Below are 15,545 nucleotides of genomic sequence, written 5' to 3'. Positions count from 1 at the left end.
GCGGCCGGGGCTCCATACAGCAGCCGGCCGCGCTTAGCTGGCTGTCTCAGACCTTGACGAACTCAGCGACATCCATCACGAACATCACGGCGCCTCCCACCGGAACCTCGACCGGGTCGCTGGCCAGCCCTTCATGCTGTTCGCCCATCGGTACGCTGGGGGCCACCAGCCGGGTGCGGGAGCGGCAGGTCTGCTGAACCCGGCGTTTGAGTTCGCCCAGGCGTTCTTCGGTCACCCCGATCATCAGGGTGGTGTTGCCCTCACGCAGGAACCCGCCGGTGCTGGCGAGCTTGGTGACCTCAAAGGCGTTTTCGGACAGGACACGCACCAGGGCGGTGGCGTCGGCGTCTTGAATCACGGCCAGCACAAGCTTCATGCCCCAGAGCATACCAGAGCGGTAGAAAGTGTCACAGGCTTCATTCCTTCTGGGCAAGGCAGAATATCCAGCCGCACTGTAGTCCGGGTAGGTTTTGGAAGCGCTACAATTCTGGATATATGAAAAAACTGGCGACCCTTCTGACGGTCGTGCTGGCAGCTTCGGCTGCGGCGCAAACCTCTTTGCCCGCCAATGTGGCCCGGGTGCATTACCAGCGCGCCGACAACGCGTATGCCGGTTGGGGACTGCATGCCTGGGAGGACACGGCGGTGACTGTCGATTGGGCCAAGCCTCTTGCGCCGGTCGGCCAGGACGACTGGGGTGCCTATTTCGATATCCCACTGAAAGCCGGGGCCCAGAAAGTCGGGTTCATCGTCCACAAGGGTGACCAGAAAGACCATAACGTGGACCTCTGGATCGACGTGACCAAGGGCCGCGAACTGTTTGTCAAATCCGGCAGCACGCTGGTCGCCTATGCCAAGGGCGCGCCACTGAACGTGGACGCTTCCAAGACGCCGGTGGCTCAGGCGGCGCCAGCGAAGGCAGCGGCCACGGCTCCGGCCCAGGGAGTGCCCCAGGGCGTCTTGCGGGTGCGCTACCTGCGCCCGGACGGCAAGTACGAGGGCTGGGGACTGCATGCCTGGGAAGACACCACCGCCACCGTCGAATGGACCAAACCCCTGGTGCCGACCGGCGTGGACGCTGGCGGCGCGTACTGGGACGTGCCTCTCAAGGCCGGCGCCGCCAGGGTGGGCTTTATTGTGCACAAGGGCGACGAAAAGGACCCCGGTGCTGATATGTTCGCCGACCTGACCAAGGGCCGCGAGGTACTGGTGACCAGTGGCAAGGCCGACTTTGCCTATGTCAGCGCCGACCCGCCTGTACCGGCCGGCATGACCCGCATCAACTACTACCGTCCCGACGGCAAATACGAGGGCTGGGGACTGCACGCCTGGGAAGACACCACCGCCACCGTCGAATGGACCAAGCCCCTCAACCAGACTGGCCGCAGCAGCTTTGGAGTGTACTGGGACGTGCCAATGAAAACCGACTGGAAGAAGCTGGGATTCATTATCCACAAGGGCGACGAGAAGGACCCGGGTCCAGACCTGTTCCTCAACCGCGAACAGGGGCAGCAGGCCTGGATTGTCAGCGGTCAGCCGACGCTTCACACCACCCGCCCGGATACCACCGTTCGCCGTGTGGGTGACCTGATGCGCCAGCAGGCGATCATGCTGTCACGCGACCTGATTGCCGTGAAGCCTGAGCTGGTGCAGCCCGGGGCCCTGCTGACCTTGCATGCCGCCCCGAATGCCGGACTGAGCCTCACTCCGGCCGGCATCCAGGGGGGCAGCACCCTGACTCTGGAGGAGGTGCCTGGAGGGCTCACCGCTGCACAGCGCACCCGCACGCCACATCTGGCGAATTACAAGCTGCTGCAGGTGCGGGCTGAGGACCGCGCCCGGCTGCCCGAGGCGCTGCGTGGTCAGCTCGCCGTGTCCTCGGTGATGCCGGACGGCATCGTGCTGGACGCCACCAGCGTGCAGACGGCGCGGGCGCTGGATGACCTTTACGCCTATAATGGGCCGCTGGGCGTGACCTGGCAGGGCGGGAAGCCCACGGTTCACCTCTGGGCTCCCACCGCTCAGAACGTGGCCCTGCGCGTCTCGAAGGCCGACGGCACGGGTGAGCGCACGGTGCCCATGACACGCAGCGCCCAGGGCGTCTGGACCGCCACCGGAGACGCGGGCTGGAAAGGCATGGGCTACCGCTTCGAGGTCAAGGTGTTTGCCCCGAGTACCGGGAAGGTCGAGACGAATCTGGTCACCGACCCTTATTCCGTGGGCCTGAGCCTCAACAGCACCCGCAGCCTGTTCGTGGATCTCAGCGACGCGGCGCATACGCCGGCCGGGTGGGCCGCGCTGCGCAAACCTGCGCTGCGTTCGGTTTCCGACCTCAGCTTCTACGAACTGCACCTGCGTGACTTCAGCGCGGCCGATGCCAGTGTTCCGGCGGCCCAGCGCGGCACCTACCTGGCCTTCACGCAGGCCGGCAGCAACGGCATGAAGCACCTCAAGTCCCTGGCCGATGCGGGGCTCAAGGCCGTGCATCTACTGCCCACCTTCGATATCGCCACCATTAACGAGGACAAGGGACAGTGGAAGTTCACCCCGGACCTCAGCCGGCTGGCGCCCAATAGCGAGGAGCAGCAGAAGACTATCACGTCCATAAAGGACGCCGACCCCTACAACTGGGGCTACGACCCCTACCACTTCATGGTGCCGGAAGGCAGCTACGCCGTTCGCCCGGACCAGCGCATCCTGGAGTACCGCCAGATGGTCATGGCACTTAACAACGCCGGGCTGCGGGTGGTGCAGGACGTGGTATTCAACCACACCAACGCCAGCGGGCAGGCCGAGCGCAGCGTGCTCGACCGGATCGTGCCGGGGTACTACCACCGCCTCAACGCGGACGGCGCCGTGGAGACCTCCACCTGCTGCGCCAACACCGCCACCGAGCACACCATGATGCGCAGGCTCATGGTCGACACGCTGGTTCTGATGGCCCGCGCCTACAAGGTCGACGGCTTCCGCTTTGACCTGATGGGCCACCACATGCTCGCGGACATGCAGGCCGCCCGACAGGCCCTGGACGCCCTGACCGTGCAGAAAGACGGCGTGGACGGCCGGCAGATCTACCTGTACGGTGAGGGCTGGGATTTTGGGGAAGTGGAGAAGAACCGACGCGGCGTCAATGCCACGCAGCTCAACGTGTACGGTCAGGGCATCGGCACCTTCAACGACCGTATCCGCGACGCCATCCGGGGCGGCAACCCCTTCGGCGGCCTGCGTGACCAGGGCTTCGCGACCGGGCTGTTCACCCTGCCCAACGGCCTGCCCCAGAACACCAACCGTGACGCGGCCCTGCGGCTGGCCGATCATATCCGCGTGGGCCTCAGCGGCAACCTGCGCGACTACCGCTTCACGAATGCCTCCGGCCAGACCATCAAGGGTGCGGACCTGGCCTACGGTGCCGCGCCGGTCGGGTACGCCTCCTCACCGCGCGAGACCATCAACTACGCCAGCGCGCACGACAACCAGACACTCTGGGATGCCGTGCTGCTCAAGGCTCCCGCTGCTGCCAACAGCGCCCAGCGTGTGCGCATGCAGAACCTGGCCCACAGCCTGATTCTGCTGGGCCAGGGTCTGCCCTTCAGCTACGCGGGCGACGAGATCCTGCGCAGCAAATCCTTCGACACCGACAGCTACAACAGTGGCGACTGGTTTAACACGCTGGATTTCACCCGCCAGACCAACGGCTTTGGCAAGGGCCTGCCGCCCGCCGAGAAGAACGCTGCGAACTGGGACCTGTACCGCCCATTGCTCGCCAACGCAGCTCTGAAGGTCACCCCAGCCGACATCACCCGGGCAGCAGACCACTACCGCGAGATGCTGCGCGTGCGTTACTCCTCCACGCTGTTTCGCATGGCGACCACCCAGGAGGTTCAGCAGAACCTGACCTTCCTGAACGTCGGTCCGCAGCAGACGCCGGGCCTGATCGTCATGAAGCTCAGCGGCGCCGTGTCGGCGACCAATCCCTACCCACACGTCGTGGTGGTCTTCAACGCCAGTGGGAAGGCCGTGACCTACACGGACGCGAAGCTCACCGGCCTGAATCTGCGCCTGCATCCGGTACTGGCGGCCAGCACGGACGCGACCGTCAAGAGCAGTCAGTCCTCAGGCAACAGTGTGACGGTGCCAGCGCTGACCACGGCAGTGTTTGTAGGACGCTAAACCCAGCAGAGAACCAGCCCGCCCGGTTGATTGGGCGGGCTGGTTCTCTATCTAGGCTATCCGAAAGGACCGCTCAGGCAACCTGTTTTTTCTTGGTGGCCTTCTCGGGAGCGCTCTGCTCCTGACCCAGCGCCTGGGTTTCCTTCAGGCGGAAAATCACCAGGCTGCCCACGAAGGTGCAGGTGATCATTCCGTGCGCGTTGAGCAGGCTCAGCGCGGTCATGATGTCCTCGCGGCTCATGCGCAGCTGCTCACTCATGTACAGCGCGCTGTCGGCACGGCCTTCCAGGTAGTCACGAATCCGCTTGGCATCAGCCGTCAGCGGGGTGGCGGGCACGTCGGCCAGACCAGGGTCAGCCAGACCATAGACCGCGCGCGTGCCGGTTCCCGGCAGGCGGCGTACACGGCCCTGGTCCAGCAGGCTGGCCAGTGCGGCGCGCAGGTGCGACAGGGCCAGACCAGTCGTCTTGGCCAGTTCGGTCTCAACCCATTCGGGTTTGCTTTCCAGCGCCTTGAGAACCAGTTTCTCATTGGCGCGACGGGTTTCTTGCAGGTCTTCCAGGGTAGGGGGGTTAAACATGAAAGCCTCCGGGGGACTACAGACCAGGCCACTGGAACTCGGCCCGGACGCAGAAAAAGGGGAAAAGAGAAGCGGGGACGCCGCGGGCTCCGGGAGTGGGGCCCGTGTGTGCAACTTTCCTATTATATTCAGGTTTTTTCTCATTTTGCATGAGGCGACGACAAGGACCGTCATCCAGATGCTCATGTAGTCGCCACATCCTGCGTCACCTTACTGAAACCTTCAGGGTGTCTGGCACGTAAAGGAAGAGGACGCAGATTACGATTTGTCTTCGCGCAAGGAGCCTCATGCTGGATATTCAGGACGTTACCAAGACCTACGGAAAGTTCACGGCCCTCAAGGAGGTGTCGTTCTCGGCCGGCGAAGGCGAGGTGTTTGGCCTGCTGGGTCCCAACGGGGCCGGAAAAACCACGCTGTTACGTATCCTCGCAACTCTTCTGAGCCCGACCTCAGGGCATGTCTGGGTGGGGGAGCACGATGTGGCCCGGCAGCCCGAAGCGGTCCGGCGCATGATCGGGGTGGTCAACGGGGGGATGGGCCTGCCTGCCCGGCTCACCGGCCGGGAGGTGCTACGCTCGTTTGCGGGACTGTACGGGCTGAACGGGAACACTGCCGAGGCGCGCATTGCCCAGCTGGACGACCAGCTGGAGTTGGGCCGCACGCTGGATGTGCGCGCCGGCGAGTACAGCACCGGCATGAAGCAGAAAGTGGTGATTGCCCGCGCGGTGATTCACGACCCGACGGTCCTGATTCTGGACGAGGCGGCCAGCGGACTGGATATCTTCGCCAGACGCACCCTGCTCGACTTCGTGCACGCCACACGGGCCCCCGGCCGGCTCACGCTGTATTCCACCCACGTCATGAGCGAGGCCGAGGAGGTGTGCGACCGGGTGGCCATCCTGCACCAGGGTCAGCTGCTGACGCTTGGAACCATTTCCGAGATTCTGGCCCGCACGGGCCAGAACAACCTGGAGCAGGCCTTTTTCACGCTGGTCAGGAGGGAGGATGCCTGTGCGGTCTGAGGCCCTGCGCTGGCCGATGGTCTGGCGGATTGCCCTGCGTGACCTGCTGTCCACCCTGCGCGACCGACGCACGTTGAACGCGACCATCCTGATGCCCCTGATCCTGATCCCGCTGTTCACCCTGGGGCTGCCCCTGATGCTGGGCAGTTTCATCGGCGGTCAGCAGCAGGAGCGGCAGAAGGTCGGGGTGGTCGGCGTCTTGCCACCGGGCCTGCGGGCCGAACTGGTGCGCGATGAGAAAGCTCCCGACGGTCAGGTAGTGCGTGCGGGCGTGACCCTGGTGCCGGTCAAGAACGCCCGACTGGCCGTGCAGGATGGCGATGTCGAGGCTGCCCTGCGTGCTCCGGCACCCCTGCCAACCCGGGCTGGAGAAAGCAGCGGTACGCTGGAGGTGTATGCCAAGCTGGGCAGCATCCGCGCACAGTCCGGCGCCCTAATCAAGGTGACTCAGGTGGTTGACCGGTACAACCGTCGGCTGACGCTGGAGCGCTTAAAGCCTCTGGGCCTGAGCGAGCAGGCCCTGACACCGGTCACGGTGCGGCCGGTAGACGCCAGTCTTGAGCAGGCACAGCGCAGTGGGCAACTGGCCTTTCTGGTGCCCATGCTGATGCTTCAGTTCATCCTGGCTGGGGCCATGGCGACTGCTGTAGATGCCACCGCCGGTGAAAAGGAAAGAGGCACCCTCGAAAGCCTGCTGGTGGCTCCGGTCCGCCGCTCCGAGGTGGTGGCGGGCAAGCTGCTGGCCACGACGATCACCGCGCTGACCAGTGCGTGCTTCAGTGTGGTGGGCTTTTTGCTGAGCGGTCTGGCGGTGCGGGCTTTTACCGGTCGTCAGGAAGGTGCAGGCGCTGAGATTGCACAGTCCATGGGGGGTCAGCTGTCCCTGACGCTGGGCTCCGCCGTGGCGCTGCTGGGAGTCGGCATCAGCGCCGCGCTCCTGATCAGTGCTGCCCTTATCGCCATCGGGATCTACGCCCGCAGCTTCAAAGAGGCGCAGACCTACATCGCTCCCCTGAGCATGGCGATCGTGATTCCCGCCGTCATGCTGCAGTTCAGCGAATTTCTGGACCTGCAAAGCGGGCTGTATGCCCTCCCGCTGTTTGGAGGCATGCTGGCCATCCTGGATACCGTTCGGGGGGCAGTCACAGCTCCGCACGTCCTGCTGGCCATGCTGGCCAACCTGCTGGGCGCCCTGATCCTGAGTGTGCTGGCGCTGCGCAGCTTTAACCGGGAAGAGGTCATTTTCCGCAACTGATCGGGGCTCCTGGCTGGCGCGCGGACCAGCGCACCATGGGGCGGACAGGAAAGGAGTCCGCGCTGGACGTAGAGCCCACTCATGGGCGTGTTGCCGTGGAGCCACCGAGATACTCCCGGCCTTTATGACAGTTCGGGTGAGGGTGGGGGCGCCGGTGTAGGTTTCCCCACCCTCTAGGCCCATTGTCTGCTCTTTGAGCCTGCTACCTTCAGCTGAGATGCGGCTGGCGATCATTGCAGACATTCATGGCAACGCCGACGCCCTGGGCGCCGTGCTGGCTGATCTCCGGCAGCACGGCGCTGACCGCCTGATCGTGAATGGCGATGTGGTCAACCGTGGACCGGATTCGGTCGAGGTCATGGAAACTCTCCTGGGGCAGCCGGGCGTGTCCTTCAGTCTGGGCAACCACGACGACCTCTTGCGCCTGTGGGAGCAGCGCAGCGAGACGCTGCCTTCAGACTGGTTCGCCGATCCCTTCTGGGGAGCCACCGACTGGAGTGCCCGTCAGCTGGACCGTGCAGGCTTGCTGCACGTGCCAGCAGACTGGCCGATGGCCCTGACCGTGTCTCACCCTGAGCTGCCCGACGTGCGGATCGCCCACGGCACGGCCGACCATTACCGCGAAAGCCTCAGTGAGAAGACCCCGGTGGACCGCGTTCAGGCTCTGCGGTCACAGGGGAAAAACGAAGCCGCAGTGCTGGTGGGTTCTCATATTCACCGCCCGGCGCAGGCTACGATCGACGGCACTCTGGTGCTGAACACCGGTGCGGTGGGCGCGCCGGCCAACCGTGACCCCCGCGCGCAGTACCTGCTGCTGAGCGTCACAGCGCAGGGCTGGGTGCCGGAGCTCAGAGCGGTGCCGTATGACCGCCAGGGGGTGCTGCGCCGGTTTGAGACCAGCGGCCTGCTGCGCACTGGACTCAGCGCACAGATTTTCCGGGACGAGGTGATTACCGCCCGCAGTCTGTACACCCCGTTCTGGCAGTGGACCGAGGAGGGTGACCTGCCGCGTACGCCATCGACCTGGGCCACGTTTTTGCAACTTTTTCAGTGAGCAGGCACAGCAAATGGTGCCCAGGCGCGCAATGCGTCTGGGCACCATTTGCTTTAGGGTTTAGCGGGGCATCAACACGGTGTCGATGCTGTAGATCGGGCCGTTGCTGGTTTCGATGGCACCAGTCATCAGCAGCGTGGCGTCGCCGATCCGGGTCACCGCGGGGGTTCCTCCGCGCTGGACCGTCAGGGTCGCGCCTCCGGAGGTCCTGAGCTCAGTGACGGTGCCCATGGCCGTGCCGGTCACGCGGCTGGGGATGATGTGGCCCATCAGCACCTGACGCAGGCGGGTGGGGTTGGCCCGCAGCGCCGTCAGGTCAGCAGCAGGAATACGGCCGAACGCCTCGTTGGTGGGTGCCAGGATGGTGTAGTCACCGCTGCTCAGCATCTGCTCGAGGCCGGCGGCACGCAGCAGGTCAACCAGGGTGGTGTACAGCGGGTTGGCCACCAGGCTCGCGAAAATGGGCTGGGTGCTGGTGGTGAAGGTGATGGTCGACGTGGTGGCCGTGGTCGTCGCAGGCGCCGTGGCCGTGGTGGCGGGGGCAGCTGGAGTGGTAGTAGTGGTCGTCGTCGCGGTGGTCGTGGTGGCCGTGGTCGCCTCGCCAGCCGGTGCCGTGGGGATAACCAGGCCCTGGGGCAGGAACACGCGGTTAACCACGTAGATGGTGCCGTTGCTGGCGGTCAGAGGCTGACCGCTGACGCCCTGAGCGGGGGTCAGGGTGGCGCCCTGCACGGTGGTCAGTGCCTGGTTGCCGGAGAGCTGCTCAGCGGTCACGCGGCCCTGGACCACGTGGTACTGCAGCACCAGGCGCAGGGTTTCGGGGTTGCTGGCGATCAGGGCCAGCTGATCCTGATCCAGAGCCTCAAACGCTTCGTTGGTCGGAGCGAAGATGGTGAACTCACCACTGGTCAGCATCTCGGTCAGTTCAGCGTCGCTGAGCAGGTCGCGCAGAGTGCTGAAGCGGTCGTCAGAGACGATCACGTCATACAGGGTGTCACCGGCCACGGCCGTTTCAGTGGTTTCGGTCGTTTCCGTGGTGGTTTCCGTCGTGGCGGTCTCGGTGGTCGTGGTTTCCGTCGTGGCGGTCTCGGTGGTCGTGGTGGCCGTCGTGGCCGTTCCGGTGGTGCTGACGGTTGCGCCACTCAGAGGCGTGGCGGGAATCTTGGTGATATCAAACGCCATCGGAGCCGTGGTCGTCACGGTCGTGGTCGTCGTAGTGGTGGTCGCAGGCGCAGCGGTGACAGGAGCTGCAGCAGGAGCAGCGGCCATGGGAGGCATCAGCACGGTGTCGATCACGTGGATGATGCCGTTGCAGGCCATGACATCAGCGCGAGTGACGGTGGCGCCACCAACCATCACACGGTTGCCGCTGGTCATGATGCTGACGTTGGCGCCCTGAACCGTTTTGCCGGCTTTCATGCCCATGACCTGCTTGGCGGTGACCTTGCCTGCCACAACGTGGTAGGTCAGGACACTGCGCAGCATCTCGGGGTCGTTCAGAACGGCAGCCAGTCGGTCACTGGGCAACTTCGCGAACGCGGCGTTGGTTGGCGCGAACACAGTGAACTGACCGCCCATCAGCGTCTGGGACAGACCAGCAGCTTCGACAGCGGTGGCCAGGGTGCTGAAGTTCGGGTCCGTCATGACAATCTGGGCAATGCTGCGGCACGCGGGCGCAGCGGCCTTGGTCGCTGGTGCACCGCCACCGCCGGCCAGGGCAGGCGTGACGAGCATCAGACCAAGAGTAATTAGGCTAGTTTGCTTTTTCATGAACTCACCTCGTGTAAAGACTGAATTGAAATGCCGGTCCTTAATCTTGCCTATGGTCCGTGGAATTGCAACATCAACCAGATTTCAGACAGATCTGCTAAATAAAAAGCCCCCCTAAGTTAGGGGGTAACTCATTCGATACTCATTTTAAGACAGGTCCGACGGTGCTGGATGCTACCGCCCGAAGTACTCTGCGAGGTCGGCTTCCGCAACCAGGATGTCGCGGGGCTTGCTGCCCTGATGTTTGCTCACGATGCCCATGGCCTCCAGCATGTCCATCAGCTTGCCGGCGCGGGCATGTCCCACACTGAGACGCCGCTGCAGCCTGGAAACACTGCCCTGGCCTTCCTCGATACAGATCTGGGCTGCCTGTCGCAGCAGTGGATCGCTGAAATCCATGTTGGTCTTGTCGGCGGTGGGCCCGCTGGCCTCGATGCCGCCCTCGAAGTCCGACCCGTACGCCTCGACGAACGCATCTTCAAAGACCTGGCGCCGCAGCTCATCGGTGATGCGGGCCGATTCCACCTCAGAGATGTATGGTCCCTGCAAACGGACCGGTTTGATCAGTCCAGGCTGATAGAACAGCATGTCGCCCATGCCGGTCAGCCGTTCGGCCCCCATGGTGTCGAGAATGGTCCGTGAGTCGTGGCTGCTGCTCACCGCGAACGCAATGCGCGCCGGCACGTTGACCTTGATCAGGCTGGTCAGAATATCCACACTGGGCCGCTGGGTGGCCAGGACCAGATGCATGCCGGTAGCGCGCGCCATCTGGGCCAGACGCATGATGGCCGACTCCACCTCCTTGGGAGAGGTGATCATCAGGTCAGCCAACTCGTCAATGATGATCACCAGATGCGGCAACTCGGTTTCGCCGGTCTGGCGCATCTTGGCGTTAAATTGCTCCAGGTTCTTGGCACCCACCTGCGACATCATCTTGTAGCGCCGTTCCATGTGGGCCACAGCGCCCAGCAGCACGCCTGCCGCATCCACCGGATTGGTCACGACACTGCGCACCAGGTGCGGAATTCCGTCATATGGCGTCAGCTCCACCATTTTCGGGTCGATCATCAGGAAGCGCAGTTCGGTGGGCAGGTACTTGAACAGCAGTGAGGTGATCAGCGTGTTGACACACACCGACTTGCCGCTGCCGGTGCTGCCGGCCACCAGCAGGTGGGGCATCTTGGCCAGATCGCCCACCATCAGTTCTCCGTCGATGCTCTTGCCCAGAATGATCGGCAGCTTGGCCCGGGTGGCGCGGAAACTGGGCGCTGCGGCTGCCTGGTGAAAGGTGACCGGCTCGCGCTCGGCATTCGGCACTTCCAGGCCGATCACGCTCTTGCCCGGCACCGGGGCCTCCACGCGCACGCCCCCGACGGCCAGGGCGCGTGCCAGATCGTTGCTGAGCCCGGAAATACGGCTGATTTTCTCGCCGGGGGCCGGCTCGATCTCATAGCGGGTCACGGTCGGTCCCCGGGCAAAGTCCACCACCCGCGCCTGCAGGTTGAAGTGCCGCAGGGTCTCGTCGATCAGCCCCGCCCGCTGCCGCGCAGAGCTATCAAGCTGTGCGGTGTTCAGGGCGGCGGCCGGCACGGGGTCGAGCAGGGAATATCCCGGCAGGGCCAGGTCTATGGCGCCGACCCTGGCGCGCGACTCGGGCTCGGTGCTGGCCCAGGGAGCGTCGCTGGTGGCCGGGCCATGGGCTGGCGCGCGCTGTACTGCCGCGCCCGTCGTGTCGGCCTCTGTAACGCTGGGCTGCACATTGCTGAGCTGCGCGGTGCGGGTCAGGGCCTCTACGGCCAGATGGGGAGCAGCCTGTGGGCGGGGTGGAGGAGAGCCCGACGGCCCGAATGGCAGGTCCTCGTCCTCGTCCAGGTCGGCGAACGGATCAAAGCCGGTGGACGGCTCGGTGACGGCGGTGCGGGTCTGGGCTGGTGGGGTCCAGGGAGCCAGCGGCACAGCTGCCATGGCGGCCACCCCGGGCAGGGCGGCCTCGGACACCGGCATGGCTGTGGCCAGTTCCGAACCTGTGGGGTCGCTGAAATCAAAGTCCAGGGTGGGCGGCGCGGGCACCGAAGCGGCCACGCTTGGCTGCGAAATCATGGCCTCGGCGCGCCGACGTGCCTCGTCCTGCGCGCGTGCCAGCCGGGCGCGCCATTCTTCCGGCTGTGACAGGGTGCCGTCCGGGTCAGCCGCGATGGCCTCTGCCAGCTGGGCGGCCACCTCGGTAGGGGCGCGGTCAAAGGCCGCGCTGAGGTCCGGCCAGCCGGGATAATCCTGGGCACGCGAGCGCCAGCTGGTGAAGTCCTCCGCCAGTTCCTGCCACGCCCGGACACGGTCGCGGTGGGCTGGATCCTCCCGGATCAGGATGGCAATATCGGGGTTCTGTAAAGCCTTTTCGGCCGCCTTGCGCTCGCGTTCCAGCTTGCCTGCGCGCTGCGCGAGCCTCTGGATATCCAGCACCATCGAGCGGCGTAGGCGTTCCAGAGCGGCACTGGCCATGGTGCTGGGCAGTTCGACGCTCAGCTCGTGTCGTCCGGCCCGTAACTCGTTGGCGACCGCTTCCGCGTCGGCACCGGCGTCGGGGGCCTCAGCGCTGACCTGTTCGCGCAGGTCGCGGGCCGCATTGCCCACGAAGGTCGTGGTGACCTCACGCCAGCCGGCCAGATCGCGTTCCAGATTTTTCAGTCCGGCCTCGTCCAGGGTGCGCAGGTCCCGCTGCGCGGCCTTGACCTCCTGGGCCTGGTCGCGCAGTTCGCGGGCCAGCGGATAGTGACGGCGCAGGGCCTCCAGGTCCCGGGCATATGCCGCGAGTCCCTGACGTACCCCGCCACGCGCGCGTGCCGACTCGCGGCCTTCCTGACGGGATTCGATGGCGCCCTGCACATTGGCGCTCGCGCCGCCCAGCAGCACACTGACCGCGCGGAAAAAGCCCTTGAGCATACTCAGAGGCGTCATGCGCAGCATGACTTCCAGACCCAGCGTGAGGGTCGCCAGCGGCAGCAGCGCCGCCGCGTAGCTCAGGGCGCGGAACAGCGGGGCCATCGCCTGGGCAGCCAGCTGACCCGCTGCACCCGGCTGCGCCAGTTCATGCAGCGCCAGCAGGGAGAACACCACCACCGCACCGCCCAGAACCCGCCGGGTCAGATTGCGCAGATCCCGGCCCAGAAACACCAGCACGCCAAACGCCACCGGCACGACCGGCAGCAGAAACGCTGCCCAGCCCAGTTGACCGGTCAGCATCTGGTTGGCCTGCGTCATGAACCCGCCTGCCTCACCCTGAGGCAGCAGCAGCGTTACTCCTAGAAAAATACCCAGCGCAAACAGCACCAGGCCCAGCGCTTCTCCATCAAATCTATTTACCGGAGGAGCCGCTTTTGTACGAGCCTTCGCCATGGGGCGCAGTGTACCTTATTGGCCGCCGCGCATCGGCCAGCACGAGGTTTCTCACGTTCGCCGGGCCGGGCGCGGCATACTGAGCGTGCACCTATGCTGGCTTTGAACCTGCCCGCCGCTCTGGCCGACGCCCTGTGGGCCCAGGCGCGTCAGGCGTGGCCGCACGAATGCGTGGGAGCTCTGGGCGGCAGGGTCGATACCGGGGTGGCCCACGCGAAAACCCTGTACCCGCTGGCCAACATTGCCGCGGACCCTGAACGCGAGTATCTGGCGGACCCGGGACAGCTGCTGCGAGCCCTGCGGGCCATGCAGGGAGAAGGCTTGAGTCTGGTGGCCCTGTACCACAGCCATCCGCGTGGCCCGGCTTCGCCCAGCCTGAGCGATACCCGGCTCGCGGCCTATCCGGTGCCCTACCTGATTGCAGACGTGGCCGGACAGGTACTGTGTGCCTACCTGCTGCCGGAAGGCAGGCGGGTGCCGCTGCATGTGGGCGGCGAGGAGGCAGCCGGTGGAAAGGCCATTCCCGAGCGGCCCTCCTAGAAACGCGAGAGCCGCTCGAGCAGCCGACTGAAAAAGGTCGGGTCATCCACGCCGACAGCCACACGGGCATTGGCGGGCTTTCCCGTCACGCCATACAGGTCGCACACGGTGCGGCCCAGGTCTGCGCCCTCGTGGGTATCCACTTCCACGTGCATGGCCTGCCAGGTCAGCAGGTCAGGCCACAACACAGCCGCCACTGCCAGCGGATCATGCAGGGCGCCGCCGCTCAGGTTGTAGCGACGTCGGTAGGCTGCCGCGTAGAACGTCAGCATCTCGGCGCAGGCAAGACCCACCGGCGTGCCGAGCTGACGCAGGGCCTCGACCCGGTCTGGCGTGGCCACGCACTGCATGGTGACGTTCAGTCCGACCATTCGCAGGGCTGCTCCTGACCTGAACACGACATCTGCGGCATGTGGATCGGCCAGCACATTGAATTCGGCTGCCGGGGTGCGGTTGCCATGGGCCGTGCTGCCGCCCATCCACATCACCTCACGCAGAAGCTGCGGCAAGGCAGGCTCCATGCGGAAGGCCAGCGCCACATTGGTCAGTGGCCCGGTGGCGATCAGTGTCACTTCCCCGGGCTGTTCACGGGCCGCTCGGATCAGATAGTTCACGGCGTGTTCCGCCTCTGGTTCACGGTACGGGTCGGGCAGTCCGTTGGCCGGCAGACCCGTGTCCCCATGAACCGCAGCCGCGCCCATCAGCTCGCGGATCAGCGGCCGGTCCGCCCCGGCATAGACGGGCACGTCGGTGCTTTTGCCTAGGGCCAGTGTCACTCCGGCATTTCGGGTGGTCAGCGACAGATCCACATTTCCGTGCACGGTGGTCACGCCCAGCACCTTCAGTTCGGGACTGGCCAACGCCAGCAGCCACGCCACAGCGTCGTCCAGGCCCGGGTCGCCGTCCAGAATCACGTGCAGGGGAGTTTTGGTCACCAGCAGAGTCTAGATGCTGACTGAGCCTGCGTGCTGACTGCGTCAGGGTGCTGAAGTGGCGGTTCTCGTTGGCCACGTAAATGTCTCTTGACTCCCCCCACACCCTGGCCCACGGGCAGGCAACCTAGGGTACCGACATGACTGGACGCCACAGCGACGAGTACCCCGACCGTCCCGAGGGGCAGCGCAGCACCGATTCGGAAGACATTGCCCACCTGCCCCAGAGTGACCGTGGAGTGGTCCAGGACAGCCCTGGGACCAGCATGACCACCGACCAGCAAGGCCTGTTGGACGAACAGGGAAATTACACGGGGAAGAGCGATTCGGACGAAGAGAGCCAGTAGGGCACAGACCCTCACCCGCCCGCAATGCGTGAGGGCCGGACAATGACGTCCGGCCCCCGGGTAATGGATCTGGTTTCCGCCTCTGGTGCTTAGCGGACGTCGACCAGCTCGACATCGAAAATCAGGGTCGCGCCACCTGGAATCACTCCGGGCACGCCTGCGGCTCCGTAGCCCAGGTGGGCGGGCACGGTCAGCCTGGCCTTGTCTCCCACCCGCAACTGAGCAATGCCCTGATCCCACCCGGGAATGACGTAACCGACGCCTAACGGAAACTCGATGGGCTCGCCCCGGTCGCGGCTGGAATCGAACTTCTGGCCGTTTTCCAGTGTGCCGGTGTAGTGCACCCGCACCATTTTTCCAGCCTGGGCGGCGGGTCCGGTGCCCTCATGGTACTTATCGACGATCAGTCCTTCGGCGGTCATGGGGGTCAGACTACCCGCCTCCCCAGGACGAACCGCCACAGTCTGAAGTGTGCATGAAGG

12 protein-coding genes are annotated in these 15,545 nt (G+C 65.1%); 6 read left to right on the top strand and 6 right to left on the bottom strand.

What is annotated here, in order from left to right; genetic code table 11:
• Window positions 1–46: 46 nt before the first annotated feature.
• On the bottom strand, window positions 47–376 hold the full coding sequence (locus tag IEY49_RS03420; RefSeq protein ID WP_189004570.1) for a cyclic-di-AMP receptor: 330 nt from the start codon (window positions 374–376) through the stop codon (window positions 47–49).
• 119 nt (window positions 377–495) lie between these two features.
• On the opposite strand from IEY49_RS03420, the gene pulA reads away from it, so the two are divergent.
• Entirely contained in the window at window positions 496–4,170 is a 3,675-nt protein-coding gene (pulA, locus tag IEY49_RS03415; RefSeq protein ID WP_189004568.1) for a pullulanase-type alpha-1,6-glucosidase, read from the top strand.
• A 73-nt stretch (window positions 4,171–4,243) separates the two neighbouring features.
• Here the strand turns inward: pulA and IEY49_RS03410 are convergent, their stop codons facing one another.
• A complete protein-coding gene (locus tag IEY49_RS03410) occupies window positions 4,244–4,750 on the bottom strand; it encodes a transcription initiation factor IIE subunit alpha family protein (RefSeq protein WP_012693589.1) in 507 nt (168 codons plus the stop codon).
• Between the two features lie 287 nt (window positions 4,751–5,037).
• On the opposite strand from IEY49_RS03410, the gene IEY49_RS03405 reads away from it, so the two are divergent.
• The 3 genes from IEY49_RS03405 to IEY49_RS03395 all read left to right on the top strand — a co-directional run bounded on the left by IEY49_RS03405 (window position 5,038) and on the right by IEY49_RS03395 (window position 8,081).
• Window positions 5,038–5,772, top strand: a complete 735-nt coding sequence (locus IEY49_RS03405; RefSeq protein WP_189004566.1) for an ABC transporter ATP-binding protein — start codon at window positions 5,038–5,040, stop codon at window positions 5,770–5,772.
• Complete coding sequence (locus tag IEY49_RS03400) at window positions 5,756–7,027, top strand: ABC transporter permease (protein ID WP_229780606.1); 1,272 nt, start codon at window positions 5,756–5,758, stop codon at window positions 7,025–7,027. Before IEY49_RS03405 ends, IEY49_RS03400 begins: the two co-directional genes overlap by 17 nt.
• Window positions 7,028–7,244: 217 nt before the next feature.
• Entirely contained in the window at window positions 7,245–8,081 is an 837-nt protein-coding gene (locus tag IEY49_RS03395) for a metallophosphoesterase family protein (RefSeq protein ID WP_189004564.1), read from the top strand.
• Between the two features lie 60 nt (window positions 8,082–8,141).
• On the opposite strand, the gene IEY49_RS03390 is transcribed toward IEY49_RS03395, so the two are convergent.
• Both IEY49_RS03390 and IEY49_RS03385 read right to left on the bottom strand, forming a co-directional pair.
• Complete coding sequence (locus tag IEY49_RS03390; protein WP_308424633.1) at window positions 8,142–9,815, bottom strand: fasciclin domain-containing protein; 1,674 nt, start codon at window positions 9,813–9,815, stop codon at window positions 8,142–8,144.
• 210 nt (window positions 9,816–10,025) lie between these two features.
• A complete protein-coding gene (locus IEY49_RS03385) occupies window positions 10,026–13,244 on the bottom strand; it encodes a DNA translocase FtsK (protein WP_189004560.1) in 3,219 nt (1,072 codons plus the stop codon).
• Between the two features lie 93 nt (window positions 13,245–13,337).
• Between IEY49_RS03385 and IEY49_RS03380 the strand changes: the two genes are divergently transcribed.
• Complete coding sequence (locus IEY49_RS03380; protein ID WP_189004558.1) at window positions 13,338–13,784, top strand: M67 family metallopeptidase; 447 nt, start codon at window positions 13,338–13,340, stop codon at window positions 13,782–13,784.
• Here IEY49_RS03380 and IEY49_RS03375 read toward each other — a convergent pair.
• Entirely contained in the window at window positions 13,781–14,719 is a 939-nt protein-coding gene (locus IEY49_RS03375; protein WP_189004556.1) for a nucleoside hydrolase, read from the bottom strand. The two genes, IEY49_RS03380 and IEY49_RS03375, sit on opposite strands and share 4 nt — an antisense overlap.
• 137 nt (window positions 14,720–14,856) lie before the next feature.
• Here IEY49_RS03375 and IEY49_RS03370 point away from each other — a divergent pair, with 137 nt between their 5' ends.
• Window positions 14,857–15,063: a hypothetical protein gene (locus tag IEY49_RS03370; protein ID WP_189004554.1), complete on the top strand. Its 207-nt coding sequence runs from the start codon at window positions 14,857–14,859 to the stop codon at window positions 15,061–15,063.
• A gap of 89 nt (window positions 15,064–15,152) precedes the next feature.
• On the opposite strand, the gene IEY49_RS03365 is transcribed toward IEY49_RS03370, so the two are convergent.
• Window positions 15,153–15,485: an FKBP-type peptidyl-prolyl cis-trans isomerase gene (locus IEY49_RS03365; RefSeq protein WP_189004552.1), complete on the bottom strand. Its 333-nt coding sequence runs from the start codon at window positions 15,483–15,485 to the stop codon at window positions 15,153–15,155.
• Window positions 15,486–15,545: the final 60 nt, after the last annotated feature.

It is taken from the genome of Deinococcus malanensis, assembly GCF_014647655.1.
GTDB lineage: Bacteria > Deinococcota > Deinococci > Deinococcales > Deinococcaceae > Deinococcus > Deinococcus malanensis.
This window is presented reverse-complemented; position numbering and strand designations above follow the sequence as displayed.

What these genes read in the sequence shown, in the direction of transcription:
- IEY49_RS03380 (WP_189004558.1), top strand. Translation starts at nt 13,338, where the DNA reads ATGCTGGCTTTGAACCTGCCCGCCGCTCTGGCCGACGCCCTGTGGGCC.
- IEY49_RS03370 (WP_189004554.1), top strand. Translation starts at nt 14,857, where the DNA reads ATGACTGGACGCCACAGCGACGAGTACCCCGACCGTCCCGAGGGGCAG.
- IEY49_RS03390 (WP_308424633.1), bottom strand. Translation starts at nt 9,815, where the DNA reads ATGCTCGTCACGCCTGCCCTGGCCGGCGGTGGCGGTGCACCAGCGACC.
- pulA (WP_189004568.1), top strand. Translation starts at nt 496, where the DNA reads ATGAAAAAACTGGCGACCCTTCTGACGGTCGTGCTGGCAGCTTCGGCT.
- IEY49_RS03385 (WP_189004560.1), bottom strand. Translation starts at nt 13,244, where the DNA reads ATGGCGAAGGCTCGTACAAAAGCGGCTCCTCCGGTAAATAGATTTGAT.
- IEY49_RS03365 (WP_189004552.1), bottom strand. Translation starts at nt 15,485, where the DNA reads ATGACCGCCGAAGGACTGATCGTCGATAAGTACCATGAGGGCACCGGA.
- IEY49_RS03410 (WP_012693589.1), bottom strand. Translation starts at nt 4,750, where the DNA reads ATGTTTAACCCCCCTACCCTGGAAGACCTGCAAGAAACCCGTCGCGCC.
- IEY49_RS03420 (WP_189004570.1), bottom strand. Translation starts at nt 376, where the DNA reads ATGAAGCTTGTGCTGGCCGTGATTCAAGACGCCGACGCCACCGCCCTG.
- IEY49_RS03405 (WP_189004566.1), top strand. Translation starts at nt 5,038, where the DNA reads ATGCTGGATATTCAGGACGTTACCAAGACCTACGGAAAGTTCACGGCC.
- IEY49_RS03395 (WP_189004564.1), top strand. Translation starts at nt 7,245, where the DNA reads ATGCGGCTGGCGATCATTGCAGACATTCATGGCAACGCCGACGCCCTG.
- IEY49_RS03400 (WP_229780606.1), top strand. Translation starts at nt 5,756, where the DNA reads ATGCCTGTGCGGTCTGAGGCCCTGCGCTGGCCGATGGTCTGGCGGATT.